Origin of the sequence: Pseudoalteromonas sp. BZB3 (genome assembly GCF_040104455.1) — a bacterium.
In the GTDB taxonomy this organism is placed as follows: Bacteria; Pseudomonadota; Gammaproteobacteria; order Enterobacterales; family Alteromonadaceae; genus Pseudoalteromonas.
Genome location: NZ_JBECOS010000010.1, coordinates 202,510 through 229,508 on the forward strand (window position 1 = coordinate 202,510; position 26,999 = coordinate 229,508).

The 26,999-nt window shown below is 40.1% G+C and carries 20 protein-coding genes; 5 read left to right on the forward strand and 15 right to left on the reverse strand.

Features of this window, described 5'->3' with window-relative positions; translation table 11 throughout:
- The first annotated feature begins 51 nt into the window (after positions 1 to 51).
- A complete protein-coding gene (barA, locus tag ABMY35_RS11245; protein ID WP_349286281.1) occupies positions 52 to 2,814 on the forward strand; it encodes a two-component sensor histidine kinase BarA in 2,763 nt (920 codons plus the stop codon).
- Here the strand turns inward: barA and ABMY35_RS11250 are convergent.
- The 10 genes from ABMY35_RS11250 to ABMY35_RS11295 all read right to left on the reverse strand — a co-directional run bounded on the left by ABMY35_RS11250 (position 2,807) and on the right by ABMY35_RS11295 (position 15,574).
- On the reverse strand, positions 2,807 to 3,151 hold the full coding sequence (locus tag ABMY35_RS11250) for an HIT domain-containing protein (RefSeq protein WP_349286282.1): 345 nt from the start codon (positions 3,149 to 3,151) through the stop codon (positions 2,807 to 2,809). The two genes, barA and ABMY35_RS11250, sit on opposite strands and share 8 nt — an antisense overlap.
- A gap of 467 nt (positions 3,152 to 3,618) precedes the next feature.
- A complete protein-coding gene (locus tag ABMY35_RS11255; RefSeq protein ID WP_349286283.1) occupies positions 3,619 to 4,071 on the reverse strand; it encodes an Hsp20 family protein in 453 nt (150 codons plus the stop codon).
- A 385-nt stretch (positions 4,072 to 4,456) separates the two neighbouring features.
- A complete protein-coding gene (locus ABMY35_RS11260) occupies positions 4,457 to 4,744 on the reverse strand; it encodes a hypothetical protein (RefSeq protein WP_349286284.1) in 288 nt (95 codons plus the stop codon).
- An 839-nt stretch (positions 4,745 to 5,583) separates the two neighbouring features.
- Entirely contained in the window at positions 5,584 to 7,605 is a 2,022-nt protein-coding gene (locus ABMY35_RS11265; protein WP_349286285.1) for a S9 family peptidase, read from the reverse strand.
- A 126-nt stretch (positions 7,606 to 7,731) separates the two neighbouring features.
- Positions 7,732 to 9,732, reverse strand: coding sequence for a methyl-accepting chemotaxis protein (locus tag ABMY35_RS11270; RefSeq protein ID WP_349286286.1), 2,001 nt, complete (start codon positions 9,730 to 9,732; stop codon positions 7,732 to 7,734).
- 252 nt (positions 9,733 to 9,984) lie between these two features.
- Positions 9,985 to 10,515: a TIGR00645 family protein gene (locus ABMY35_RS11275; RefSeq protein ID WP_349286287.1), complete on the reverse strand. Its 531-nt coding sequence runs from the start codon at positions 10,513 to 10,515 to the stop codon at positions 9,985 to 9,987.
- 74 nt (positions 10,516 to 10,589) lie between these two features.
- Positions 10,590 to 11,936, reverse strand: coding sequence for an MFS transporter (locus ABMY35_RS11280; RefSeq protein ID WP_349286288.1), 1,347 nt, complete (start codon positions 11,934 to 11,936; stop codon positions 10,590 to 10,592).
- Between the two features lie 130 nt (positions 11,937 to 12,066).
- Entirely contained in the window at positions 12,067 to 13,701 is a 1,635-nt protein-coding gene (locus ABMY35_RS11285; RefSeq protein ID WP_349286289.1) for a methyl-accepting chemotaxis protein, read from the reverse strand.
- 121 nt (positions 13,702 to 13,822) lie between these two features.
- Positions 13,823 to 14,635 (reverse strand): PhzF family phenazine biosynthesis protein, encoded by an 813-nt coding sequence (locus ABMY35_RS11290; RefSeq protein ID WP_349286290.1) that lies wholly within the window; start codon positions 14,633 to 14,635, stop codon positions 13,823 to 13,825.
- A gap of 318 nt (positions 14,636 to 14,953) precedes the next feature.
- The gene (locus tag ABMY35_RS11295; protein WP_349286291.1) at positions 14,954 to 15,574 is read right to left on the reverse strand and encodes an ABC transporter substrate-binding protein; all 621 of its coding nucleotides are present in this window, start codon (positions 15,572 to 15,574) and stop codon (positions 14,954 to 14,956) included.
- A gap of 234 nt (positions 15,575 to 15,808) precedes the next feature.
- Between ABMY35_RS11295 and ABMY35_RS11300 the strand changes: the two genes are divergently transcribed.
- A complete protein-coding gene (locus ABMY35_RS11300; RefSeq protein ID WP_349286292.1) occupies positions 15,809 to 16,357 on the forward strand; it encodes an acyloxyacyl hydrolase in 549 nt (182 codons plus the stop codon).
- Positions 16,358 to 16,633: 276 nt separating this feature from the next.
- Here the strand turns inward: ABMY35_RS11300 and ABMY35_RS11305 are convergent, their stop codons facing one another.
- Positions 16,634 to 17,635, reverse strand: a complete 1,002-nt coding sequence (locus tag ABMY35_RS11305) for a zinc-binding dehydrogenase (RefSeq protein WP_349286293.1) — start codon at positions 17,633 to 17,635, stop codon at positions 16,634 to 16,636.
- A gap of 253 nt (positions 17,636 to 17,888) precedes the next feature.
- Between ABMY35_RS11305 and ABMY35_RS11310 the strand changes: the two genes are divergently transcribed.
- Positions 17,889 to 18,836 (forward strand): LysR family transcriptional regulator, encoded by a 948-nt coding sequence (locus ABMY35_RS11310; RefSeq protein ID WP_349286294.1) that lies wholly within the window; start codon positions 17,889 to 17,891, stop codon positions 18,834 to 18,836.
- Between the two features lie 83 nt (positions 18,837 to 18,919).
- On the opposite strand, the gene ABMY35_RS11315 is transcribed toward ABMY35_RS11310, so the two are convergent.
- Positions 18,920 to 20,479: a leukocidin family pore-forming toxin gene (locus ABMY35_RS11315; RefSeq protein WP_349286295.1), complete on the reverse strand. Its 1,560-nt coding sequence runs from the start codon at positions 20,477 to 20,479 to the stop codon at positions 18,920 to 18,922.
- Between the two features lie 296 nt (positions 20,480 to 20,775).
- A complete protein-coding gene (locus tag ABMY35_RS11320) occupies positions 20,776 to 21,543 on the reverse strand; it encodes an SDR family oxidoreductase (protein WP_349286296.1) in 768 nt (255 codons plus the stop codon).
- A 104-nt stretch (positions 21,544 to 21,647) separates the two neighbouring features.
- On the opposite strand from ABMY35_RS11320, the gene ABMY35_RS11325 reads away from it, so the two are divergent.
- Together ABMY35_RS11325 and ABMY35_RS11330 are read left to right on the forward strand one after the other, a co-directional pair.
- Complete coding sequence (locus tag ABMY35_RS11325; RefSeq protein WP_349286297.1) at positions 21,648 to 21,995, forward strand: helix-turn-helix domain-containing protein; 348 nt, start codon at positions 21,648 to 21,650, stop codon at positions 21,993 to 21,995.
- 118 nt (positions 21,996 to 22,113) lie between these two features.
- Positions 22,114 to 22,779 (forward strand): DUF1826 domain-containing protein, encoded by a 666-nt coding sequence (locus tag ABMY35_RS11330; RefSeq protein ID WP_349286298.1) that lies wholly within the window; start codon positions 22,114 to 22,116, stop codon positions 22,777 to 22,779.
- Between the two features lie 89 nt (positions 22,780 to 22,868).
- Here the strand turns inward: ABMY35_RS11330 and ABMY35_RS11335 are convergent, their stop codons facing one another.
- Positions 22,869 to 24,143, reverse strand: a complete 1,275-nt coding sequence (locus tag ABMY35_RS11335) for a carbohydrate porin (protein WP_349286299.1) — start codon at positions 24,141 to 24,143, stop codon at positions 22,869 to 22,871.
- A 403-nt stretch (positions 24,144 to 24,546) separates the two neighbouring features.
- On the reverse strand, positions 24,547 to 26,991 hold the full coding sequence (locus ABMY35_RS11340) for a TonB-dependent receptor (protein ID WP_349286300.1): 2,445 nt from the start codon (positions 26,989 to 26,991) through the stop codon (positions 24,547 to 24,549).
- Positions 26,992 to 26,999 lie beyond the last annotated feature (8 nt).

Consider the following 26,999-nt stretch of genomic DNA (forward strand, 5'->3'; position numbering starts at 1 on the left):
GTCTAAGTCGATACTCTTAAAGCTAGAATATTAATAAGAAATAGTTCATTCATGACCAGATTAGGCCTGCGCGATAGCATTCTCGTTCTAACTTTAATCCCTACCATGCTGATTGGTTTAATTCTTGGGGGGTATTTTACAGTAAATCGTTATGTTGAGCTTGAAGAAATTCTCTTCCAACGTGGAAGTAGCATTTCAGAGCCATTGGCAATCGCTTTAGAGCAACCCGTTTTGCGTGAAGATAGAGCACAACTTAAGCGCATAGTCAGTACTGCACACAACAAACATTCTCCGCTTATTAAAACTATTGCTGTTTTTGATGTTGAAAAAGAACTACTACTGACGAGCAATTATCATGAGCATTTTGGTAATTTAAACTTCACTAGCGACATTAAAGCGCTTCACCATACTGATATGGTGAAAAAAGACGATACATTTATATTTTTCACCCCAGTTAAATTTAATTCTCAACCTTCAGAGCAATGGCAAGATGCCCATGCCGCGCCGCTAGCGTTATTAGTTATTGAAGTGAGCAAAGATAAAGCGATTATTGCGCAGCAACAAACGCTTATTATGAGTATTAGTATCATTGTAATTGCATTAATTTTGAGTGGTATTTTGTCGTTGCGGATCAGTAAAGTATTAGTTTCTCCACTGTCAAAGTTACTGTTAGCAACAGACAAACTTGTCGAAGGTAAACAAGACATTGGTCTTCAAGCACCGATGCAAGGTGAGTTTGAACTGCTTCGTCAAGGGTTGCACACCATCAATGGCGCAATGGCTAACCAACGTGATGAAATGCAAAAGCATATTGACCAAGCCACCAGTGACTATAGAGAAACACTAGAGCAGTACGAAACACAGAATATCCAGCTTAATATTGCCAAAAAAGAAGCCCAAGATGCCAACCGAGTTAAATCTGACTTCTTAGCGAAAATGAGTCATGAATTACGAACACCTTTAAACGGTGTGATTGGTTTCACAAGACAGCTTTATAAAACCCCGCTAAATAAACACCAAAAAGAATACTTAGACACTATTGAGCTTTCAGCCAATAGCCTCATGACCATTATCAGCGACATCTTGGATTTCTCTAAACTAGAAGCTGGAGCGATGGAATTAGAAAGTATCCACTTTCAGTTACGAGAAGTTATAAGTGAAGTCATGACATTACTAGCACCAAGCGCTTATGAGAAAAAACTTGAACTGTCTATTTCTATTCACCCGCATGTACCTGAGAATTTAGTCGGAGACCCAACCCGATTAAAGCAAGTACTCATTAACTTGATAAGTAATGCCATTAAATTCACAGAAAAAGGCGCGGTTAAAATTGATATCACTCACCGTGTAATCAAACAAACTAATGCCTCTTTGCTAGTGTCTGTAAGTGATACTGGTGTGGGCATTGCAGCAGAAAAGCAAGATGCGCTTTTCACACCTTTTGGCCAAGCTGACTCAAGCATTACCCGTAAATTTGGTGGCACCGGTCTTGGCCTCATTATTACTAAGCATATAGTTGAGGCCATGCGTGGTAGCATTAGTTTAAACTCTGCACCTGGCCAAGGTACTTGTTTTACCTTTAATGCCATCTTTGAGCTACCTCGGCGAGCATTTAACAACGACTTACCGACTTATAGCCTTGAGAATAAGCGTATTTTATTCTTTGAGCCTCAAGAGCACACTCACTATGCAATATTAGCCCAATTGCATGAGTGGAATATGCAAGTAACACCTTGTTTGACTGAAGAGACTTTTTACCAAGCCCTTGAAAAAGATTTCAGCTATGACATTTGTTTAATTGGTAATACCGCTGATGTTGAACAGATGCCTGTGTTGAAGAATTACATCTCCCAAGCGCGTCCACTGGCTGATTATTTATACCTCATGGTCAGTACCATTTCGCATAATATGCGAGAATCATTAGTAGGGAGTGGCGCAGATGCGTGTGCGAGTAAACCGTTGCATTACCGTAAACTTTGCGAAATGTTAGCGGCTCCATACCGCTTAGATCATCCAGATGTCTCAACCGATGAACATGACCAAACAATATTGCCTTTGAAAGCACTCATCGCTGATGATAATGATGCCAACTTAAAACTACTTTCTACACTTTTATCAGAGCAAATCGAAGGCATAGATACTGCGCATAATGGTGCACAAGCTGTGGCTCTGTGTAAAACACATAAATATGATTTGATCTTCATGGACATTCAAATGCCCATTATGGATGGCATCACTGCATGTAAAACCATATTGGATTCATCACTCAATGAAGATACCCCTATTATCGCTGTGACCGCACACGCATTAAGTGGCGAAAAAGATCAGTTACTAAAAGATGGCTTTAGTGGTTACTTAACTAAGCCTATCGATGAAGACATGCTGAAACAAACTATTTGTGATTACAGCAGTTCATCGGTGAGCTCGACAACAAAGGTCAAATCAGAAGAAGTTGAGCCAAGCCCTGCCCCTTTTGAAAGCCATTTACTAGACTGGCCTTTAGCACTTCGTCATGCAGGCGGCAAACCCGATTTGGCCATTGAAATGTTGAATATGCTATTAGATAGCTTAAATGACACGCACCAACAGATAAATCAAGCACTTGAAAATGAAGATTTCGCACTCCTGCTTTCTGTCATTCATAAGTTTCATGGCGCTTGTTGCTACACAGGTGTGCCAAAGCTAAAACAGTTATCAGAAACCATTGAAACCGGTCTGAAACGCCATCAAAACATTACCGATGTTGAGCCCGAAGTGCTCGAGTTACTTGATGAACTAGAAAACTTCAAACAAGTCTCCAAGCAAGTCAGTTAAGTTTCGGCTCGCCAAAGTTAACATGGAAGTGCAAGTGCTTACTATCTTGGTAACCACCTAGATTGGTAAGCACTCTAGCTGAACCATATTCTTTTTCAACTTTTCCGGCCAGTTGTTGTACAACCATGATAAGGTGAAAAAGTTGTTCAGAGTCATGTCCACCTAAGTCAGTAAACGACGGAATATGTTGCTTAGGAATAGCCACTATGTGCACTGGCCAATGTGGCTGAGTATGATGAAAAGCGAGTACATGCTGATCTTCATATACGACATCAAGCTCTACTTGGCCGCTTAATGCTAAATCACAGTAAAAATCATTACCTTCATAACTTGCCATGCTACCTCCAAAATAAGTCTTTAGTTGCGTCAAAGGCTTTCTAATACCAACCCTCAATAATACTCAATCATTTTGAGGGACTATAACTTGCGCTAGTTTCGTTGAAAATTTCTCATTTAGAACAACTAAATAGCAAAATTTTCGCCTTGCCTACATGGATGTAGGTACCTCAGCGATAGCAGGACGCGTGAGCGGTGCTATCGACAATTTTTTCTTGCCTCAAAATAGCTCGCTTAATTAAGAGGGTTGGTATAAAAAAGATTCTTAGCTTTTATATTCAAAGTGTAGCAATTTATAAAAAACTTTTAGCCCGTGTTTATTCTTAAGGTATGATTTTTTCAATTCAAAGACTTTCAATAAGCGATATCACCTGCGACACACAGATCACCCCTCTTTACAAAAGAAACAAAAAAGCGGCTTACCTATATAAGCCGCTGATTGGGAGACGTTAAAATGAATTGAATGATTTATGCGCTTTTAAGCAGCTCTTGCTTAGCGCCATTTATTGCAATGGTGCGTGGCTTATCTGCTTCTGGGATCTCACGCTCCAAGGCGATATTTAATAAACCATTCTCTAAAGATGCACCACGTACTTTTACATGGTCGCCCAATTGGAATTTGTGTTCGAAATTTCTCTCAGCGATACCCTGATGAATAAAGGTACGCTCTCCATCAACCGATTTGGCTTCTTTTAACCCCTTCACTGTTAAGGTATTTTTCTCGGTTTCAATTTGAAGCTCTGACTCTACAAACCCTGCCACAGCCATGGTGATTTGATATTTATCTTCACCTAAGAGTTCTATGTTGTATGGAGGAAAGCTTGATTGCTTTGCATTACGGCTAGCGTTATCCATAAGTTGAGCTAAATGATCAAAACCAATGAATGAACGATATAATGGTGATAAATCTACTGTACGCATAATAATATCCTCTTAGAGCGATAAGTTCTCGGCATCTCCTCTCATGAGCAAGAATACCTAAATAATTCATAGTGTTAAGTTATAGAAAACCCTGTAAGGCGTCTTCACAATAAGAGATAAGGTCTGCTAAACAGTTTTCAAGAGAAAAAATTAAAAATATTTAAATTTAATTTTTAGGAGTAATAAAAATAGGTAATCAAATTACTGATATTTAGTACTTTATACTATTTTTATCGAAAGCTATTTTATTAAATCGATGCCTGAATCATAATGCAAATGGCGAAATTGAAAGAAACTCTAATTGAGCTCTATAGAGTTGAGCAAAATAGAAAAAGCCTGAGCGTTTACCCAGGCTTTGTTTACTTACTGTTGGTTGGAATCTATTTTAATATTTAAAGCGTTTACTACTTAGAGAGGAATTTGTTGCTTTAGAATCGTATTTATCTGAAAAATATGAGGCTGGAGATAGCAATAAAACGAACGAGTCTGTTTTTGTGTCTGATCGCTCACCTAACTCTTCATTTTCGCTTTTTGGTAATTTAAAGCTCATCAAGAGTACAGCGGACAGAGCAACAACGATCCAGACAGAATATTGCCAATCACCTGATTGAACAGAACCCGCTATCGCTAAAAACACACCAATTAACAATATCACTCTAAATCCATGTAACATTTTTTAATCCCTTAAACTAAACAATCTATTTGTTAAAGTTAATTGCAAAATATTTACAAATCAAGCTCAAGGTTAAGAAAATGTTTAAATATTAATAAAAACGCACTCTATTTTTGAATATTATGAAAAAACTCATATGAAAAATCGCCACCTCCTATTATTGTGTTAAGCGCAACAAAAACCACTAGATATAAAACTCGTCTGAAAATTAGAGACTTTTAAGCACTACTTTAGATTCAGGTTAACAATGTTGGTATTTAAACACGCATTAATACATGCCCACTTTTGATTACTTATTTTCTTGGGGTCATGATGGAAAAAGGTTTGTTTCAAAGAACAATAGGCTCAATACCAAGAAATGTTGAGCTTATTCATACTAGTAAGTCTTTAGAGATAGCGAGCTTAGTTATAGTGCATAATGTGATATCACTGCAGCAGAAACAGGCCAAATAATGAAAACTTTGAGGCTTTAAGCTGTGGAGTGAACTATGGTAGTGAAATACTTATAGCAACGTCAGGCGTCATGATAAATTTTTTACCAAATTACGCTCACTATGGTCGCTGGGGAGGTGAAGAATTTCTTTTTGTGTTCAATAACGATTCATTGATTGACACTTGCAATTTAGCTAAATGCATCAGAGAGCATTAAACACCACTATTTTTACAAGCCAAAAACCTCTTTCGGCAGGTTTTACATAACACAATTTAAAATAGGCGATAACCTCACAACCATACTCGCTCGAACCGAACAAACCGTTTACAAGGCAATGGGTTCTGGCCGAAACATTGTTGTGTGTGGTTAAATTGAAACCAACCTAACCACACCATATCGAATTGTCTTACTTTTTATATTTCTCAAACCAAGCAAGAGTATGCTCGATTTTACTCACCATTCGCGATGGCTTACCTGCGATACCATGAGGCGCACCAGGAATTTTCACCAGAACTGTATCGATTTTACGAAGTTTAAGTGCTTGATAATATTGCTCTGTTTCAGCTATTGGCGTGCGTAAGTCTTCTTCGCCAGTCATTAACATGGTTGGGGTTGTTACATTGCCGACTAACGATAGCGGAGAGCGTTGCCAATAATGTTCAACATGCTCCCAAGGCATACCCGGAAATTGCGTTGGTATTTGTACTAACCCACTATCCGCAGTCAGCACTTTACTGAGCCAGTTAATTACTGGTTTTACGACAACTGCTGCATTAAATCTGTCTGTTAGGCCAATCGCATAAGCCGTAGCAATCCCCCCTGCCGACCCACCAGCAATAAATAGATTGTCTTTATCGATAAAACCTTTAGCTATCATGGCGTCAACGCCTGAATTGTGATCAGCAAAATCTTCTTTCGAGCTGTACTTATACTTTAACAACATAGCGAAACGCTCGCCATAAGAGCTGCTGCCTCGGTGGTTATCGTAAAACACCACATACCCTTGTGCGGCATAGCGCTGTAACTCAGCCGAAAAATGTGGGCCATAAGCTAAGTGAGGGCCGCCATGAATTTCAATCAATAGCGGATACTTTTTCTTAGGGTCAAAATTAGGTGGCGTGATGTACCAACCTTGGATTTTTTCACCATCAAATGAAGACTTGTAGTTAACTTCATGCACCTCACCCAGTGTTTTATGAGCAAGTAAATCTTCGTTTAACGTAGTTAGCTGTTTGGTATTGCCTTTAGTCGATGCAATTGCTACATCAGCGGGCCTTTGCGCTGTGCCATGGGTAAAGGCGACTTTACCAGAGTAGTTAGCACTAAATTGACCGCTAATATAAGGCCTACCCAGTGTTGTGCCCGATAAGCTGTCGGCTAGGTCTTTGATATTGCCACTTAAAGAAATCGCTGCAAGTTTTCTTTTACCGAAGTCATCGTAGGCAATTGCCAATCTTGAATTGCTTATCCAAGTTGGATTTTGAATAGAGCGGTCAAAATCTTTGCCCACCATTTCAAACTCTTTATCTGACCAATCCATGATATTCAGTTTATGATTACGATAAGGATTCAACTCACTAGATGCGCTTAAGAAAGCGAGTTTTTTACCGTCTCTTGAAAAACTAGGAGAATGCTCTCGGCCTGGTTGAGTGGTAAGTTGAGTTAACTTGCCTTTTAAATCAACACTGAATAAGTCACCTTCTAAGCGCTTATATTCCCAATCTTTAATTCTATTCGCTGAGAATACAATTTCTTCTGAGTTACTATGCCAAGTAAGCTGTCCACCATGGTGAAAGTTGCCTGACGTCAGTTGACGCGGCGTGCCACCTTCACTAGGCAAGATAAATATTTGACGATAGCCTGGTTTAACTAACCCTCTGCCATCGGCTTGGTAATAGGCTTTATCAATCACAATTGCAGGCTCTGACCATGTCGCACCTTTTGGCTTGGCTGGCATTTTCGCAATCACTGACGGCTTTTCGTTAATTTGCTGACTAAAGGCAAGCCACTTGCCATCGGGAGACCAGGTTAAATTACTCACACTTGATTGAAGCTGGCTCAATAGAGCTGTGCGATTTTTCTCTAGGTAATGCACATGCACTTGGTAGCTACCAGAAACATTACTGATGAAGGCGATTTTCTTTCCATCTGGTGACCATCTAGGGTGAAGATATTGGTTTTCATCTGAAAATAACGGCGTTTGTTCGCCACTTTTTACATCTACTAACCACAAATTACGGCGTGTACTGTCTTTCATTATGTCATTTGAATTTCTGACATAAACAACCTGCTTGCCGTTTGGCGAGATTTGCGGGTCATTGGCATACTCTAATGCAAATATATCATTGGCATTAAATGTGGTAGTTGCTTGAGCAAAAATAGGCAACAATGCCAGTGCTGAAAGTGTTTTTCTGATCCCAATATCCATAGTGATCCCTAATCAATAAATTTAGGTTATGAATACTAAAGTCAGCAAGAAATGTCATGAATTTAGCGATGAAGTGAGTAAAAGTGATGCCCACTAACAGGGCATCATGAAAAGCTTAAGTTTTATTTAATACTCGTAATTACATTCTTTACTGACCTTATAGCGTTCAATCATTTCATCCATATCGATTGCTGAGCCCGCTATATTGGTTGCCGCTTTGGCTATTTCTTCTGCCCCAGCAACGTTTTCAGTGGCCTTTTGATAAATATCAACGATATTCTTACTTACCTCTTCAATCGCATTGCTTTGCTGCTGAGTGTTTGAAGAAACCGCTTCTGTCACCGCTTCAACTTGTTTTGCCTGTTCAACGATCGTCGCTAAAGCCAGTTTAATCTCTTCTGCTCGATTAGCAGCTTCTAATGCATTGTCTTTACCTTGGGTAATAATACTTGACGCTTCTTTTGAGCTTGTTTGAAGCTCTGCCACCAAAGAGGATATTTCTTCGGTCGATTTTTGCGTTCGACTAGCTAGACTTCTAACTTCATCAGCCACAACCGCAAAGCCTCTCCCTTGCTCACCCGCTCTAGCTGCCTCAATGGCCGCATTAAGCGCCAATAAATTTGTTTGCTCTGCAATTTCTCGGATCATATCTACCATGCTAGAGATACTGCCTACACGCTCGTTTAAGGTATCAACCGATTGCGCTGAACGGGCCATATCATCAGATGCACTTTGAATGACTTCTACAGCTTCACTAACAACCTTTTGACCATTTAAAGATTCATTGGCAACGGTTTTAGCAGCGTGTGAATTATCAGACATGGAGCTTGCGATAACTTGAATATTCGCGCTCATTTGCTCTGATGCTGAGGCAATAGTTTGGATCCCCATTTGTTGCTCAACCAAATTTTCTTGGCTTTGACTAATGGCCACAGCTGTTTCATGAATCGATACTGTGATTTTTTTAGAAACTAAGCCAAGCTCAATTAAATCCTCTTCAAACTGCTTAGTTAGTGCATTGATTTTATCTGCAGAGCCACCAAGTTCATCAGAGCTGACGACTTCAATTTCATCAGCCATGTCACGCTCTTTAATCGCTATCTCAATGCCTTTAGCTATTAATTCTGACTGTTGGTGCCTTAATCGAATCGATAAAAATAATGCAGCAGTTATCAGAAAACCAACAACAAATATGATTGCTTCGACTACTAACACCGTAACTGCATCTTGTTGAATCTTGATGGCGGTTTTATCAACTAAAGTCAGTGCATTTTCTTCAGCCTGTTTCAACGCTTCAATACGCATTGTTGCTGCATTAAACCAAGTTTGTGGATTTATTTCATAGCCCGAATCTTTATTCTTAATCATCTGTCTAAAGCGGTTAACACTCGAAAAAGATGATGATGACAGAACTTCATCAAACAGAGATTTCATCTCTTTAGGCGCAGCCTCCAGAGCTTCTTCAAGATAAACGCTTTGCTTAGTGAGTAGCTTTATATAGAGCGCTTTATCAATGTATGCCATTTTATCTTTCTGAAACACATCATAAAGGGCCGCTCTTTCAAGCATGGCCGACTCTTTGGCATTAGAAAAGTTATAAATTGATACAAGTTCTTTTGCAATAAGATGGTCATTGCTGAGTCGCGATGCCTTTATAACAATATGTAGACCTTTCAAGCTAATATCCGTGTAATATTGAGCAGCATCTGACGGTGAAATTGAAGATGAATTAACGCTATTTCTAATCGAGTTTTTTCGGTTTAATAACTGTAAGAACTCATTTAACTCTTGCTGCATGGCACTGCTCAAGGCCCATGTCTCTTTATTTTTAACTAATTCTTGAATTAAATTATCCGTTGAGCGTTGTTGACTATTAAATTGAGCGCTCTGTCTTGATTGCATATCTTGCAGATAAAAGCCTGATAGCTCACGCTCTTTTTGCGTCTCATGTACAATACTCAACACTGCATGGCTGAGAAAAGCGTTATATTCAGCATCATAAGCATTATTCATTTTTTTGAACGCCATACTCATGTCATAAGTAATTATCGCACCAAGTAAAATACAAGGTAAAAGAACAACTAACGTGAGATGACTGGATATCTTTTTGGCTACAGCTACAAACATAGAGACAACTTATTTTTTATAAAAAGTTAACTGCTTTAAAATATAGAGGATAACAACACAATTCAGAAGCAATTATTCCTAATGAAATAATATTAGTATTTAGTCGAGTAAAGAGTAAAGCCTTTTACTTCAAAAACTTAAAAAGGCCAGAAAAACTGGCTATGTATAAATGATTTATAAACAAAAAAGAGAGGCAAAAATTAAAAAGGCCACTCAATCTTTTTAACATTCAGTGGCTGATTAAGTTAATGACTAGTGATTGTGTGTTTTGCTATTGATGTAATCGGTAATTGAAAACAATACGCCTGATATCACAAACGTTAAGTGAATACCCACTTTCCAAGCAAGCGCCTCATTACTTAGAGACTCTGAACTAATAAAGACTTTTAATAGCTCTACGGCTGAGATGGCGACAATGGCACTGATCAACTTGATTTTTAGACCTGAGAAGCCAACTTTACCCATCCAAGCAGGTCTATCTCTATGGTTATCAATATCGAGTTTAGACACAAAATTCTCGTAACCGCTAAAAATGATGATCAATAACAGTCCTGCCAATAGAGCGGTATCGACTAAAGTTAAAATACCAACAAGCAAGTCATTATTAGCTGTATTGAATGCAGTGAGTGTCATTGTATAAAGTTGTTTAAAGAATTTGATAAGCAGCAAAATCACAGCAAACAATAAACCTAAAAAGAAAGGCGCCAATAGCCAGCGACCTTTAAAAAGGGTTGACTCTAAAACATGCTCCAGTTTGTTACCAAACGACTTCGGTTCGTTCATTGTGTTACCTATCAAAGAATTTTCGGCATTCTAGTCTAACCACAACACCTGTTTCAAATAGTTAGACAAATAACTTATTTATTTAACTGTTTACTGCTTTGTTCACTAAGACCAGTTTCAGCCTCTTTCAAACCGTCATCTAAACTATCATCAACCTTTTCTTCTTCATCACTTTCTACAACTAACAATTGCTCGTGGGCAATTTCTTCTTCGATCCGCGGGTCCATCGCTGCTGCAAGCGGCGAGCTAGTGACATCTGAATTACCCACCACATAATCACAGGCTTCTGGCTGTTCAGCTTTTTGACGCGCATTTATGAAAGTTAGTACACCAAACATCAATACGGTGAGTACTGCAATTGATGCATATAAAGCCTTAGGGCCGAAAAAGGTCATAGATTTTGAAATGATCGCTGAACCAAAAGCGGCGCCTGTACCAAAAACCATAAGGAGTGCAGATGATACGCCAACTCGGTCTTCATCAATGACTCGTGAGTTTGCCAGAGCTGATGAAAGCGGATAAAGCGTAAACGCAAACAAACCAAAAGCAAAACTATAGGCCATCAAAACTGTCGGCTCAGATGGTAAGAGGCAAATTGCCAAACTAATGAGGCATAAAGCAATCGCATTACTTCTTAATAAAATACTTCTTGGTACTTTGTCGGAAATCACACCCATTGGCCACTGCGCTAACAAGCCTGCAAATATGGTAAAAGACATAAATTTTGCGATGTCTGCAGAGCTAAAGCCTATACCACTGCCAAAAGTGGGGGCTAGTCCATAAAAGCTTCCGTTAATAATGCCAGCAAAAAGCACAGCGGTAAGTGCCTGAGGCACTTTCTTAAAGAAATCAAACAAACTTACCTGAATAGGTTTGATGGGTTTAGGGTGAATACGTCGCGTAATTGCAATGGGAATAATACCCACTGCAACCGCCATACAAACCAAGAATAAAGGTGCATATCCCAATTCAGGAAAACTTGATAATGCAAACTGACCAAGCACCATGCCCATATATGAGGTGATCATATAAAATGAAAACACTTTCCCCCGTGACTCAGGTTCTGCTTGTTCATTAAGCCAGCTCTCTAACACCATATAATTGGCCATCATGCCCAAACCAACACACAAGCGAAGAAATAGCCATAAATAAACGTTATCACTGACGCCATGCGCGGCAACACAGGCAACAACTGCGGCAGTGCTCGCTGCGAAAGTACGAATATGACCAACCGATTTAATAAAGTGATAACCAAGCTTTGAGCCTAATAATAGACCCAAGTAATAACATGAGGTAAGTAAACCAATCCAAAAGGTCGAAACGTCTTTTTGACCTAAATAGAGTGCTAAATAAGTGGTGAGTAAGCCAGTGCCACTAATTAAAAATAGATTAGTGAAATATAAAGAGATAAATGATTTCATTAAAAAAGTTTACAGGCTTTTTTGTGATACTAGAGCAAGAAAAAGGCTTTGCCAAGCGCTGACATGAAATTATCTATTGAAGAGAAAGTAGCCGAACTACTTCTTATTAAGTTCGGCTGAAAAGGGGAAGTTAAACTTTAAATTTTGATACATGCGCTTTTAAATCAACAGCCAAGGCTTTAAGCTCTGAGCCCGCCAAAACAATGTCTTTTGTTGCATCAACAGTGGAAGAGGTATGGTCACTTACTGTGATTATGCTGCGATTAATTTCTTCAGCGACTGAAGACTGCTCTTCCGAAGCTGTTGCTATTTGCGTACTCATTTCATTAATAACCGCAATGTCTTCTACAATTTCTTTTAATGCATGATCCGCATTTTGTGCTTGTTCAACAGTGCGCTCTGCATAAACCTGACCTTCTTTCATCACCACAACCGCATCGTGAGAATACTTTTGCAGCTCTTCAATCATGCCTTGAATACTTTCTGTTGATTCTTTGGTTCTTTGTGCAAGTGCCCTAACTTCATCAGCAACGACCGCAAAGCCTCGACCTTGCTCACCAGCTCTTGCAGCTTCAATTGCGGCATTAAGTGCGAGCAAATTCGTTTGCTCTGCAATGGCATTAATGACCGTGGTGACATTGCCAATTTCTTCACTCACAGAACCCAGTTTATGAATCACTGCAGCTGCTTTCTCTACTTCATTAGCCAAACCGCTGATTGCCTCAATGGCAATATTCAAAAGCGCCATGCCCTCTCCCGCTTCTTTATGTGCTTTATGGGCGGCATTGGCTGTATTTACAACATTATGCGCCACTTCAGAGACGGTCGCCGTCATCTCGTTCATGGCTGTGGCGGCTTGTTCTATTTCAATTTGCTGATTGGCCATCGCTTGCTTTGTGTCGTTGGCCACGCTTTCTAGGCTATGAGTAGAAACATTCAATTGCTCAACAGAGGCATTACTACTAAACGCAATATCCCTAAAGCTAGACACCATGTTGTTCAACCCCACGGCTATTTTAGTGAGTTCATCTTTACCTTGGGTATCCACCGCGAGCGTTAGGTCACCGGTCTCTTCAAGACGCTTAATGGTGCTACCTACTCTGTCTAATGGGTTGATAATACTGCGTAATACATTGACGGTGATAATGATTGATATGATGGCTATGATGATAATGAGCGCCACCATGGTCGACACTTCTTGCCAGAATGTCGCTTGTACGTCATCAATATAAATGCCTGTTGCAATCACCCAGCCCCATGGAGAAAACTGTTTTGCATAAGAGATTTTATCAATCGGCGTCGAATTCGGTGTTTTTGGCCACATGTATTGCACAGAGCCTTCCCCAAAGCGCGTCGCTGCACTCACAATTTCTCGAATAAAGTACACACCATTGGGATCTTTCAAGCTCGCAGAGTTAGTACCATTTAAACTAGGTTTTATCGGGTGCATCAGCATGGTGTGCTGCGCATCTAAAATAAACAAGTACTCGTCATCAGCGTAACGCATTGCTTCAATAACTTGCTTGGCTTCAGTTTGCGCCTCTTCCAGCGTCATCTTTGAACTTGCCACTTGCTCTGCATACAAGCTCACTATGCCATGAGCAGTTTCAACAATGTGTTGTGTTTCAAGCTGTTTAGACTGCTTTAATTCACTGTACAACGAATTAAGCATTAAGAAAGTAATGACAAGAATAACGGTAAAACAAGCGCTAACTTGCGCCCACAGTCGCGTTTTAACAGAGAGCTGTCGCAGTGTTGTTTCCATGATTTTCCTTAAGCATTAATCCCTGGACCCAATATGGCTCTAGAGGCATGTTTTTCGACACGAAAACTAAACTAACAGCTCTTGGATTGTTCCGACAAGGGAGATCAACCCATCTTTTGACTTATGACAAATTTTGCCTGTTGTTGACTTTAATTGAACCCGATAAGTAATGCACTGCCTGCCCTCGTAGCTTCACTCTGTCGCCTTCAATCACACACAATAACTCACCGCCTCGTTTCGATGCCTGATAGGCTTTTAACTCAGTTTTATTCAGCCTTTGAGACCAGTAAGGTGCTAAACCCGTGTGAATAGAGCCCGTTACCGGGTCTTCATCGCCGCCATTCGCCGGCCAAAAATAACGTGACACAAAATCATGTTTTTCGCCTGGTGCAGTCACAACCACATCCAACGGTGCCAATTGTTTAAGCTGCTCAGAACTTTGTTCTAGCGCTCTAACTTCGTGCTCAGTGTTATAAACAGCAAAATAGGCCTGCTGATTTTTTAGTACTTTTTGAGGCTTTATCGATAAACCAGCAATGAGCGCTTCTGGTATATCTTGAATAGCTTCTGGTGCGAAACTCGGAAAGTCCATTTCAATATAACCATTATCCAACTTGTTGATCTGCATAGCGCCTACCGCAGGCGCGCTCAGTGTTACTTGCTGAAAAGCTGGGTTTTTAGTAAACAGAACAAACGCGGATGCTAAAGTTGCATGACCACAAAATGCAATTTCGGTCAGTGGGGAAAACCAACGAATATCATAAACGTCCGTCTCAACAGGCACTAAAAATGCAGTTTCAGATAAGTTATTTTCTGCAGCGATGGCCTGCATTAATTTTTCGGTAAACCAAGTGTCTGTGATGATCACTGCCGCTGAATTGCCACCAAACTGAGTGGATGTAAAAGCATCCACAATGTCGATATTTAACTTCATAATTCCATTCACTTTATCTTTAATTATCTAGAAACTAACTGAGATTAAAAAACAAGAGAAGTGATTAAGTGTTATGCATACAATTTCTAGCAAATAAGTCTAATGCAGGTTTAAAAGAAAAATAAGCGGGCAAAACTGCGAAGGGATGCAATTAAAGGGGACTGCCCGCTTGAAGAGCGTTGTTGAATAACAACTATGGAACTAAGTACGTTAATATTCATTTAGTTACTAAGGTTATAAGTAACTGGCTTAATGAGCGGTAACTGACTCTGTAAAATCAACTTCAATATACTCACTTATTTCTGACTGCAAACTGAATTAGCTCTTAGCAATCAATTCATTAGTTACTTTATCTATACCCACTTCACTAATACGAGACACAATTTCTTTTTGCTTTGCATTCAACAGTGAAATACTTTCAGCAACTAGGTCGTAAACCTGCCATTCACCTTTCTTGTTTTTTCTGAACTTAAATACAATGTCGATACTCGGGGCGCCTGGCTCTACAATCTCAGACTTAACTGAGGCAAACTTACTTTTGCTGTCTAAAACTGGTTCAATAAAGCGCACTTCTTGGCCTTTGTAACTCATTAACACATTGGCATACGTGCCCGTCAGATATCGTTCAACCGCATCTATAAAACTCACCGCTTGCTCACGTTTTACTTCTCTGACGTGTTTGCCAAGCAACTTAAAAGAAACAAATTTAATGTCGATATGCGGCATCAGCTGCGCACTCACCAGCTTTTTAAGTTCAGTACGTTTTGTGTCTTCGTCTAAATCTTTCAACTTACCAATATCGATAAACAACTGATCACCGACTGATTTAATTAATGTGTAAGGTGTCTCGGCATTTGCTTGTTTAGAACCCGCGCCAGCACTGTATGCACTGAATAAAATTAATACTGAAAAAAATAAATACTGTATTGCAGTTTTCATGATGTGTCCCCGTTTAGTTAGTGAGTGCATGATACGAGTTTGTTTAATGATGAAAAAGACACACTTTTGCACTCTTTTGTTGCCAAAAATGCACACTAATAAAAAGTCTATATATTTCAATTAGTTTTACTTTTGTTTCATTTTCAGCATCAATATCGTGCACATTTGTTTGCATATGAACACAAATATCTTTGTGAAAATACGCTCATTGAAATGATGAGGTTCACATTAACTATGAATTTACTGCGTTTATTGGCGCTCGCCTTCTTACTAACATTTACTTCAACAGCATTTGCAGATAACAAACACGGTTATGCTATTCACTATATTCATGGCGAAGGAGACGTAGATGGGATCAAGCTGGCTTATCAGTATCATCCTGAAAATTTACTGCCTGATGCTTGGAAAAACTTTGACTTACATTTTGAGAGCAGCGTTAACTTTTGGAACTATTCTGCTACTGGCAGAGGTTCAAAAAGCAACCACGATACTAACTTTGTTCTGGCTCTTACGCCTGTATTCAAATACCCGCTTAAAACTTGGTATGAAAAACCCCTTTATTTAGAACTGGGTATTGGACTTGCAGTGCTAGACGACACACATTTTGCTGGTAAAAACGTCAGCACCCATTATCAATTTGAAGACAGACTCGGACTGGTTTATGACTTGGGGGATGCCAAAGTGGCCGTGAGGTATATTCATTACTCAAATGCGGGGTTCAAAAGCCCAAATCCAGGACTCGACTTTATTTCACTCTCGTATTCCAGTTTTTTTAGTTCATAGCAATCCTCTTAATTAAGCGATCTATTTTGAGGCGAAGAAAACTCTTCGAAAACGCCGCTCACGCGTCCTGCTATCGCTGAGGTACCTACTTCCATGTAGGCAAGGCGAAATTTTGCTATTTAGTTGTTCTAAATGAGAGATTTTTAACGAAGTTAGCGCCAGTTTTAGTCTCTCAAAATGATTGGGGATTATTGAGGATTGGTATATTGTTTCCCAAAAGCTGTTGAAGGGTTGTGTGGCTTAGCCGCTCAACCCTTTTTTTATAAAGACCTAAACTTATCTAATTTTGATAATCGGTCGCTTTGTACAAGTCTGAGTTAACAACATAGACAAGGCGTCACGCACTGCGGCCACCTCGAAATCGATTATGTTTAATTCTGGCGCCTGAATGCGTTTTTGTGCCACGTCTTGTAACAGCTGCTCGCCCATAAAACGCAAATGTTGTTGTGCACATAAACTATTTGAAAGCCAAGCGCCTGATACTGAGACCACCCCAATATTCGGCGCTTTCTCAAAAAGTAACTGTTCAGGGATAGTGCTAAAACCATTTAGACACGCAATACGACCACAAAAACGCAGATGTTGTAAATCTTCTAAGAAAGTTTCACCGCCTTGGGTGTTAATAATGCAGTCAAATCCCGCATTGCCAATTTCTCTTTTAATTTGCTCGCAAACACCTTCTTGCTCGCAATCAAACGCTAAATCAGCACCGAGTTTTTCAAGCCGTTTCTGATGAGGTTTTTGTGCAAATGCATACACTTGCGCGCCTTGCTGTTTCGCATATTGAATCGCGAAGTGGGCAACCGCACCCTGTGCACTATTGATTAGTAAAGATTCACCTGATTGCAACTGCAGTTTGTTTAAGGCGATAAGTGCCGCCATACCAGCATTAGGTAAAGATACGGCAACGTCACTAGGTACTTCATCAGGGATCACAGAGACACTGTGGCTAGGCACCACTGCATATTCTTTTAACATGCCCTGTTGCGATAGACAGGCGTTAAATAACACACGTGAGCCTTTATTTGGAAAAACGCCCTTTGGCGCATCAACCACAGTACCCACGGCATCGAGTCCCAACACATGCGGGTATTGCCATTGTGAAAAGCCAGTCTGAGCTAATCGCGCATCAACATGGTTCAAAGCAACATAATCGATAGCCACCAGCAATTCATTTGGACCCAATTTAGGTGCTTGACGTATAGCACATTGCAAGTCGAAAGCCTCTCCGGCCTGAACAAGTTCTATGACTTTCATTGATTTGTTAACTGCAGACATACATTTCCTGTCATTAAAAGAGTCAGTTTGTGATATCAAAACACGCTAATTATTGCAAAATAATTGCTAATTTGTCGCTTTTTGCTATTAAAACACGTCAATTCAAGTTCAACAACCTCACTGCGACAATTGTCAACATAAGGTAATGAAACCATTAAATTTATAATTTATGCTTTATTTGTAGATTATTTATCTAGTTTTACAACTTCATTGGTGCCAAACTATCATCAATATTGATTTTTGGGATCGCACCGTGGATACAACCAGTCGTTTGATCATGTTACTTGAAGTTGTTGAGCAAGGTTCATTTTCAAAAGCTGCCGAGCTTAGAAATATTGATCGCTCTGTTATTTCAAAGCAAGTGAGTAAATTAGAAGAAGATTTGGGGGTCCGTCTGCTCAACCGAACAACTCGCTCTTTTTCTTTGACTGCTGCCGGTGCTGAAATGGTAAAAAAAGCCGCAGAACTTAGATTGTTGCTTCAAGATACAGTTCTTCTGGCTGAAAACTACCACCAAGAGCCTCGCGGTTTGCTACGCATTACGGCGTCGAGTTACATTGGTAAGTTTTATCTCATGCCTGTGATCAATGACTTTCAAAAGCGCTTTCCGCAAGTCACCATAGATTTGAGACACGACGATAGAGTCGTAGATATGGTGTCTGAAGGCTTTGATTTAGCGTTTCGAATTGGTGAGCCTCGCGACTCTTCGCTTATAGCACGGAAAATTGCTCGTAATCGTATGCTTATCTTAGCCACTAAGCAGTTTTTAGAAATTTATGGTGAGCCAAAAACCATGGCTGACCTAGAAGAACTACCTGCTGCGGCCTATTCGAGTTCACATATCCGCTTTGAATCTATCAGTTACATAGATGAAAAAGGCGAACCTCAAGAGCAACCCATAAATCCAGTATTTAAATCAAACGACGGTGAGGCATTAGTTGAAAAAGTGCTTTCACATAATGCTTTTATGACTGCTCCCGCTTTCTTTTTTGCAAAACCCATGGAAGAAAGTGACTTAGTACCCATTTTGACCGACGTGAATTTACCTGATTACAGCGCCATGTATGCCGTGTACCCGCATCGTGATTTGCCAGTAAGAACGCGATTATTTTTAGACGCAGCTAGACACTATATTGGTGACAAAACACCTATTTGGGAAAGAAACATTCCAAATATAAATAAACTATATCAAGCGAAATGAAAAGTTTATAAAATTTTTATTGCCTACTATACAAAAAAGCGCATCCAAAAATGCGCTTACCAACAAGTAATCTATCCAGAAAATTATAGCTTTTTCAACCAAGCGTTATTAAACGATTGAGATCCTACATATAGACTATGTATCCACCCAGTTTGCTTAGCGCTCCACCCCCAAATGCTATTGTCAGTGAACCAAAGCTTACTATTCTCAGTTGTAGTGTTCATGGTCACTCTAAATTGACCATCACGGTACTTATCACCTAACCAAATAGCTTCAGTTGTATACTGTAAGCCATTTTTAGAAATGCTCGGTGTGCCTCTTAATCTAGCCCAACGAAAAATATCCTGGTACACCCAGTCGTTGATACTTTTATATTTATTCAAGCTCATGTTCCAAACAGCATTACTGCCATTGGATGTGGTGCTTGTTTCCCAATCAATTAAATTCTCAGTGATGGTTTTTGATTCAGAATACCCAATACTTGCGCCCAATGAAGGACCATCTTTGTCTACACCGCCTGAAATACTAAAATCGAAGCCTGAAGTAGAAGCAACACTGCTACTATTAACCGCATTTTGAGGCATACGTCGATATAATTGAAGACCGTCAGCGTCATTAATATTAATCTTCACCGAATGGTTTTTTAGAAAATAGGCTTTTTCATACTCTGAATTTACCTTCATGTTAGGATTCACACTGCCATTAGGGCTCACCGCAATCGCCGTATATTGATCCGTTCTGAATGCTCCAAAAGAGTAATGATTTAAAATATTTATGTCTGCTTGACCATTACTATGTTGATAAGGACGATTTACGACAATAGAAGCCCAGCATAATCTCTCATCTTTTGCTGCTTTTGGACATGAATAGCCTAGAGCACCTCCAGATGGTGTACTAGAAGTCGATATAAAAGAATTATTAGTTTGCTGACCAAAAAGCTCATGATTACCAGATTTAAAAGGCTTTCCAGACTCTAATAGAGAAATAGACTGCTTAATTGAACTCAATGCTTCTTCTAGTTTAGCCCCCTCCATTTTCACTAAACTATTTTTTAGTTCGCGATCGAATGCTTCAGGGAACGAAAAGCCATGCGAAGCTATAGAAGACTCTTCAAGCGTATTAACTTGGCCATCGTAAATATCTTGAAAGCCTCTATTGTCTCCTCCAGAAGCAATTCGTTGTTTCTCTGCTCTTACATGGCTAACTGTACTGCCAAACAAGTGGATCATACCGCCGTTTTGGTTATAGTCGGGTTTATAGATCATCACCTCAGCATCAGCAGTAAAAGGCATCTCGTCAAGAAAGACATTTTTAGCAAACTGAGTGTTTTCGAGAATAATCAATTTATTTTGCTTCATCGCCTCTGCAATGTAGCCATTAAGCTTTTTAGCTTCACCATAAAAGTCAGCCAAATTAGCATGAATGATAGATGCCGAAGCTACATGCTTTTCGATATTTGAGTGAGTTTCAAAACCCTCTGCACTAAAATGCATGTCGTTTTTTACTCCCACCATCAAGTTTGCACTTAGGGGAGTTTCAGAACCTCCAATAGAAATAACCGTATCAGTATTTGCCTTCGAATGAGGTGCATAATGCATACCTACAGACAGTAGACCCATCATAATTAAATTTAATTTTTTCATTTTAAATCCCGTATCCTTCAAATTTAAATTATTTAAAAATTAGCGCCAAACCAATCCAAATGAATGAGTTTAGGCTGGGAAAAATTACCCAAAGCCATACTAAAGATCAATAAAAATTTAATTAAATGTTAATAGAAAAGTAACGGTAAAGTTTAAGCTCAGGTTGAGTTCACTCTTAAATGCTTGTTAACCTTGCCTTTTAATTCAACAAACCGACAAACAAAATACGAGCTATTTTAAAAATTCAACATTGAGCCTAAACGCAGCATTTTGAGGCTCAACTTTAAAATATTGCGCTAATTCCTACCCGCCATCACACCGCCGTCCACATCTAAAGTGCTGCCTGTGATCCAACTTGCATCATCTGATAACAAAAAGACGATACTGTTAGCAATATCATTTGGCTCACCCACTCGTCCTATTGGGTGAAATGCATTAAAACTGTTTAGGGTAGAGTCTATGTCTTCAGGCGCAATAAAAGAGCCATAAATCGGGGTTTTAACCACAGCCGGAGACACCGCATTAACGCGGATTTTATCGTCAGCGAGTTCCATGGCCAAATGCTGAGTAAAAGCATGCAAGCCAGCTTTTGCCATTGAATACGCCGACGAAGGCGTGGCTTTGATGGCTTGCTTTGCCCACATAGACCCTATGTTCACTATGCTACCGCTACCCGCTTTTTGCATATTCTTGACAACAGCTTGAGTCAGTAGAAATGTTGCTTTATTTAAATCATGGTATTGATTGTAATCAGCTAAAGTGTGCTCAACAAAAGCCAATGGTGAAAAATAGCCAGCCGCATTCACTAAGTAACCATAGTGTGTAGACGATGCTGTAATTTTGCTTGCAAGTGCCTGTACAGCATCCATGTCATATAAATCGATTTGTGTGCCGGTGACCTGACCTAAACGGCTCAGCTCACTAACGGCTTTATCGAGTTTTTCTGCATTATTCGCTAATATTTCAACATTAAGTCCAAGTTCTAATAGTGTCTTTGCCGTCGCGAAGCCCATGCCACTTGAACCGCCAATAATCATCACTGTGCCTGCATTTGAAAATTTCATAATCACATCTCTTGTTTGTAAAAGTCGTGATAATATTAATTTTACGAAAAGCCTCTGAATAGTAAGCACAATTTGGTTAGGTAGGTACTTTTTGGTACATCTTTATGACAGCAAACGAAAAAATATTTCCAAGAAAATTAGCGCCTCAATCTAGCGCACGTATGGTCGAAACCATTTATGGCTGTAAATGGTCTTTAACTGTGTATCAATTATTAGATGAAGGCATAAATCGCCCCGGTGAAATGGTACGTCAAGTTGAGGGGCTAACCACCAAAGTGCTTAATCAATGTCTTAAACGTAATGTCGAATTTGGCATTTTAGAAAAGCAAATATTCAACGAACTCCCTCCTCGCGTTGAATATCAAGTGACCCCGTTTGGCGAAAAGTTTTTAGCCATTCTTGAGCAGTTAGAAAACTTACAATCTGAGATAGATTTACTAAAAAACGAGTAGAGTAAAACTTTTTAGATGCATAAAAGCATTTATGTAATGGGTTTAACAAATCGCAACTAGAAATTGATACTCTATAACATTACAATCAAAATTACCGTCACTTAAATTGTAAATAAACATGGCTTACTCAAATACCGCCGAGCAGCTTGAAGTAGCATCAAGCGTCTCTGTGTCTGACGAGTTTCAAATACTCACTGACATCTATAACGAACACGTCAATATTGCGATTTGGCAACACACTTTATCTTCTGACATTTTAAAAGAGTCGCAAAACATCATTGAGAACGCGCCAAGCCTTCAAGAAGTGATTGCCGCTGAACCTGAACATGCATTTGAGCAATTAAGCAGCAGCCATCGTGCATTGAAAGCAAGCCCGGCTTTATGTGATCACATCGCAGTTCTAGTCGATATGTTCTGTACTTTGTTTGAAGCCAAGCGTGCTGGTGTGCGTTTGTCGGTTTTAGACAAGGCAATGTGCCCTAAATTTCATGTCGACAAAATTCCTTGTCGTTTAGTCACCACTTTTGAAGGAGTGGCCACAGAATGGCTCCTTAACGAACATGTTGAACGTTCAAAGCTCGGTGCGGGCAGCCAAGGCCTTGGTGACGAACAGTCAGGTATTATGACTGTGCAAAACGCCATTCAAACACTTGAAGCCGGCGATGTTGCCTTGCTAAAAGGTGAAGGTTGGGCAGGTAATGAAGGTAAAGGCTTAGTTCACCGCTCCCCAGGTTTAGCCGAAGGTAAAAAACGTTTATTGCTGACGCTTGATTTGATTGATTAGGCTTTTTGCTTAATTTTCTCAAATTTGGCGTGGTACTTATCGCTCTTATAAAACAATTAAGAGCGATAAATCTCTTAGATTAGACGTTTTTAGAAGTAATAACCCACGTTAATATTCAGCCTTCTTTCAAAATCGTCACTGTTGCCAGCAATCGAGCCACCGACAAAGGGCTGGTTTTTCGCATGCACCAAGTCAACATACGTAAACAACGCCCCAGCTGATATCGACATACCCGTAATATTCATCCACGTATTGGCAGTATCATCTGACTTGTTATAAACGGTGCCAAAATCGTTGTAGAAACTCAGTTGGGAAATAGGCCCAATATCTACCGATAAATCATAAGAAACTGCAAGGTTAGTGCTGGTCGCCTCACTGGCGATGGTGTCATACATAGAGTTAGCACCTACAACGATTTGTGCCACATTATCTATATGATATTGATACTGAGTATGCTGTAAATGCACGCGCCATTGACCAATATGTGTCGAAGCATGAAGCGCCCAAGCAGTATGGTCGCCTATACGACTCACGCCATCATGCAAACCGCCATCAAGCGCTGAAAAACCCAGATAGCTTGTGCCAAACTTATGTTTAAGTTGATAAGTATAACGACCCACCAGTGTGTTATATTCAGCTAAAGTCGTTGTTGGTGCATCATGGATGTTTTCACCATTTAACCTAATCCCTAACGCATCGACTGAATAGCGATCTTTGCGCTCTTCAGCACCGCCATCAACGCCACCATGTTCGTCGTTTTTGAAAAATGCGATGTCTAATACGCTGTTTTCGGTTGCCTTGTGTTTGAGTACCAGTCCTAAATCGTAATCTTCTTGCAAGCCAATGAAGTAATTAGGGCTCATAAAGTAACTATGAAAGCCACTATGTGGTGCATTGCCAAATGGCACAGGTGCCAAACCCAGTTGGCCATGCCAGTCATCACTGAGGTCGTAATCTAGATACGCAAATTTAACCACACGCATATAATCTAAAAAGCGGATCTCTGCATTTACACCAATATCGGCAATGTCACCTGAGAAATTCAAGCGCACTAAATCAAAGTCGATGTCGCCGCCACGCTTTTCGTTATCATCGTCATACGACACCATGTTGTAGTTAAATCGAATAGCACCACCGACATGAATATCTGGGGCAGCATTTACCAACACCTCTTTGCTGTTATTCGCTTTGATCTGTTTTACTTGCTGGTCTAGCACAGCGATTTGTTGCTCTAACTTTTCAAGCTCAGTATTAGCTGTACTGCCTGCAGCCTCAACATAAGTTGATACAAAAAATGACGACACCATAGTGGTGCTAAAAAGTGCCATCGTACAGGCCGAAAAACGAGGTGAAAAAAGAGACATAAAAGCGAATTTCCGAGGTGAGAGTAATAAAATTCGCGCAAGCCTAGCCTACTCTTTTTGTGTATTCAAATTAGGGAAAATTGCAAAACTGCTAGTGATGTAAGCGAAGAATTTAAAGGCTGTTTAAACTCGTAAACAATGTAAATGATAAGAAAATTAGTGTTATTTAGCACCGCTACACAAGAAGGTAAGAAACCGAGGTTATACAATTAAAAACACTAAAAATCATGGGCTTGATATCTTCTTTTACGTAATCGATCATAAACCGTAAATTCTCTGTAACTTTCACCGCTCTGAATGCTTGATTTTCAACCACTTAAATCCAAATTGACTGTTTGCTCAAGGTTTAATCAAAAACAAAAAAGAGCGCCGCAGCGCTCTTAAGTGTACTCAGTTTTATGAATTAGAAAGCATACGTTACTTTTAATTTCACATTGCGCTCGTCCCCTGGCATACCGCCTAAGAACATAGCCTTGTTGTAATACACTTTATCGAATAAATTGTAGATATTCGCTTGGACTTTCCAGTTGTCGTTGCTGTAACTAACACCGGCATCAAATACGCTATAGCTTGGTACATATCCGTCAGGAATGCCGAATGAAGTCGAGTGTGTGCTGCGGTTATCAACATACTTGTGACCTAAACTGAAGTTAATTGGCTCAGCGAGATCAAACAGTTCTTTTGAATAAGTAACCCAACTACCTACCGTCACATAAGGCACACCTTTTTGACGTGTATCGAATGAATCGCGGTTTGGATCTTTCTTATCACGTGCATCTTGATAAACCGCATTAAAGTTAAGCTTCCACTCATCAGTTAATACTGCATTTAAGTCTAGCTCTACACCCTTAGTTTGCTCTTTTCCATCAAAGTAGCTCTTTGGTACGCTCGCGGCCGACACTCCCTCTTCATAATCAGGGTTTGCATACTCTAAATTAGTACGGCTGCTATCAAAAACGATGAATGAAGCGACAAGTTGATCATCAAATGCTTTAACACGTAAGCCGATATCGTTTGAGATTGACTCTGAATCTTCACGGTCATTCTCATTACCGTAAATGGTTCCCAGTACGCTATATGCCGTGCGGCCTTTGGCATGGTTAACAAACATAGATACATCATCAGTAAACTTATAACTCGCACCTAAGTTAAACGTTAAGCCGCTATCTGAGGTATCTTGCTCTGGCGTTGGCTCTGCAGCACTTGCACGGTATCTTGCATCTACACCAAAGTGCTCATAACTTTGCTTAATACGGTTATACGCCACACCTACTCGCGTTGTAATGCCATTTTCAAAATAAGCAACATGCTGTGCGCCTAAGCCCCACGCATTCACTGTTTTATTGTAATCACTGGTTTTTAACGGATCGTGATCTTCAAAGCTGCCCGTTGCCCAATTCGGGTTTCGAATATCAAAAATGTAAGGTAATTTACCTTGGTAAATCACGTCACCCTCTTTGTTTTTAATGACTTTATCAGCATCGTAAATTGAGTATTGCTTAAAGCGGATATCGCGATCTTCGTAGTTTGCGTTGACTAAAAACTCATTATCAACATTGCCTAAAGTAAAGTCATAGCGAATATCGGCAAAGTACTGCCAAGATTGCTCTTCGGCTTCTACTTTACGATATTCCTGACGACGCGCAGCATAAGGGTAAAGTACATCATCAACCACTAAAGGCGCTCGCGGATCAGCATTGATGGTGCCACGACGGTTCCAGTATACATAGTTATACGCACCAGTTTGTCGGGCAAAGCCAGAATCATAGTTTCGGAATTGCAGTTGGTGGTTTAACGTTAAGTCATTAGTGAAAGCAATGTTATGCGTCAGTTTTACACGTAACTCTTCGCCTTCATTGTCTTTTGCCATTGGCGAAATAATACCGTTATGACCAAATGTATAAGGCGTTAAGCCATCATTGGCTGCCAATGAGTTTGCAAGTTGTTGACGCTGAGCATCCGATAATTGCACACCATTGCCTTCAGGATCATTAATTAAATCTTGCCAGCTAGCTTCACCTGCGGTTTTGCCATCAACAGATTCAGCATTATAAATTCGAATTGGGTGACCAATTGAGTCAACCGCAATGGCATCTTTGATATAAGCCGTTGAAAGCATGATGTCTTGCGCATCACTAAGCACATACTTGAAACTGACATACGCTTCATCTCTGTCATTGCTTAAATCACGATAGCCATCACTGCGCTCCGTTTTAACAAGCACACGGTAAGCTAGATCGTCAGTAATACCAGCAGTTGAGTCCATTTCTACAGAGTATGTGTTCCACTGACCAAGCTCTGCGGTTAAGGCGTGCTGCTCTTCAAATTCTGGCTTTTTCTCAATCAAGTTGATCACACCGCCGGCACTGCCCATACCATACAAACCTGTTGCTGGGCCTTTTAATACTTCGATTGACTCAACGTTGGTCAAAGAGCGCGTAGGGTTAAAAGTATTGCCTAAACCTGCACCACCATACATGCCATCATAGGTATAGTTGGCGCCTAAACCTCGCACCACAAGGTTATCACCGATGCCATAGTTGTTACCCGCTTGCGTCACACCACTGATATTGCGCACAAGATCTTGCAGATTTGAAACGCCTTGTGCGTTGATGAGTTCGCTGTCGACAATCACAACTGCCGCAGGAGTTTCCATCAGAGACATGTCTGACTTAGTGGCTAGACCCGAGTTCATGACAACTTGGTTTTGGCGTCCATAAACACTGATCACTTCAATGTCAGAGTTATCGGTTGCCGAGCTATTATTTGCATCTGCTTTTGCTTGCGCAGAAGTGAAAGGTGAGACCGCACAAGCGGCTGCGATGAGAGATAAGCTAAATTTTTTCATGTTGGAAT

Excerpts from the sequence above, each read along its gene's own strand:
- ABMY35_RS11320 (WP_349286296.1), bottom strand. The coding sequence starts at position 21,543 with ATGAAATTTTCAAATGCAGGCACAGTGATGATTATTGGCGGTTCAAGT.
- ABMY35_RS11285 (WP_349286289.1), bottom strand. The coding sequence starts at position 13,701 with ATGGAAACAACACTGCGACAGCTCTCTGTTAAAACGCGACTGTGGGCG.
- ABMY35_RS11300 (WP_349286292.1), top strand. The coding sequence starts at position 15,809 with ATGAATTTACTGCGTTTATTGGCGCTCGCCTTCTTACTAACATTTACT.
- ABMY35_RS11335 (WP_349286299.1), bottom strand. The coding sequence starts at position 24,143 with ATGTCTCTTTTTTCACCTCGTTTTTCGGCCTGTACGATGGCACTTTTT.
- barA (WP_349286281.1), top strand. The coding sequence starts at position 52 with ATGACCAGATTAGGCCTGCGCGATAGCATTCTCGTTCTAACTTTAATC.
- ABMY35_RS11275 (WP_349286287.1), bottom strand. The coding sequence starts at position 10,515 with ATGAACGAACCGAAGTCGTTTGGTAACAAACTGGAGCATGTTTTAGAG.
- ABMY35_RS11340 (WP_349286300.1), bottom strand. The coding sequence starts at position 26,991 with ATGAAAAAATTTAGCTTATCTCTCATCGCAGCCGCTTGTGCGGTCTCA.
- ABMY35_RS11255 (WP_349286283.1), bottom strand. The coding sequence starts at position 4,071 with ATGCGTACAGTAGATTTATCACCATTATATCGTTCATTCATTGGTTTT.
- ABMY35_RS11265 (WP_349286285.1), bottom strand. The coding sequence starts at position 7,605 with ATGGATATTGGGATCAGAAAAACACTTTCAGCACTGGCATTGTTGCCT.
- ABMY35_RS11305 (WP_349286293.1), bottom strand. The coding sequence starts at position 17,635 with ATGTCTGCAGTTAACAAATCAATGAAAGTCATAGAACTTGTTCAGGCC.
- ABMY35_RS11290 (WP_349286290.1), bottom strand. The coding sequence starts at position 14,635 with ATGAAGTTAAATATCGACATTGTGGATGCTTTTACATCCACTCAGTTT.
- ABMY35_RS11260 (WP_349286284.1), bottom strand. The coding sequence starts at position 4,744 with ATGTTACATGGATTTAGAGTGATATTGTTAATTGGTGTGTTTTTAGCG.
- ABMY35_RS11250 (WP_349286282.1), bottom strand. The coding sequence starts at position 3,151 with ATGGCAAGTTATGAAGGTAATGATTTTTACTGTGATTTAGCATTAAGC.
- ABMY35_RS11280 (WP_349286288.1), bottom strand. The coding sequence starts at position 11,936 with ATGAAATCATTTATCTCTTTATATTTCACTAATCTATTTTTAATTAGT.
- ABMY35_RS11325 (WP_349286297.1), top strand. The coding sequence starts at position 21,648 with ATGACAGCAAACGAAAAAATATTTCCAAGAAAATTAGCGCCTCAATCT.
- ABMY35_RS11270 (WP_349286286.1), bottom strand. The coding sequence starts at position 9,732 with ATGTTTGTAGCTGTAGCCAAAAAGATATCCAGTCATCTCACGTTAGTT.
- ABMY35_RS11295 (WP_349286291.1), bottom strand. The coding sequence starts at position 15,574 with ATGAAAACTGCAATACAGTATTTATTTTTTTCAGTATTAATTTTATTC.
- ABMY35_RS11315 (WP_349286295.1), bottom strand. The coding sequence starts at position 20,479 with ATGAAAAAATTAAATTTAATTATGATGGGTCTACTGTCTGTAGGTATG.
- ABMY35_RS11330 (WP_349286298.1), top strand. The coding sequence starts at position 22,114 with ATGGCTTACTCAAATACCGCCGAGCAGCTTGAAGTAGCATCAAGCGTC.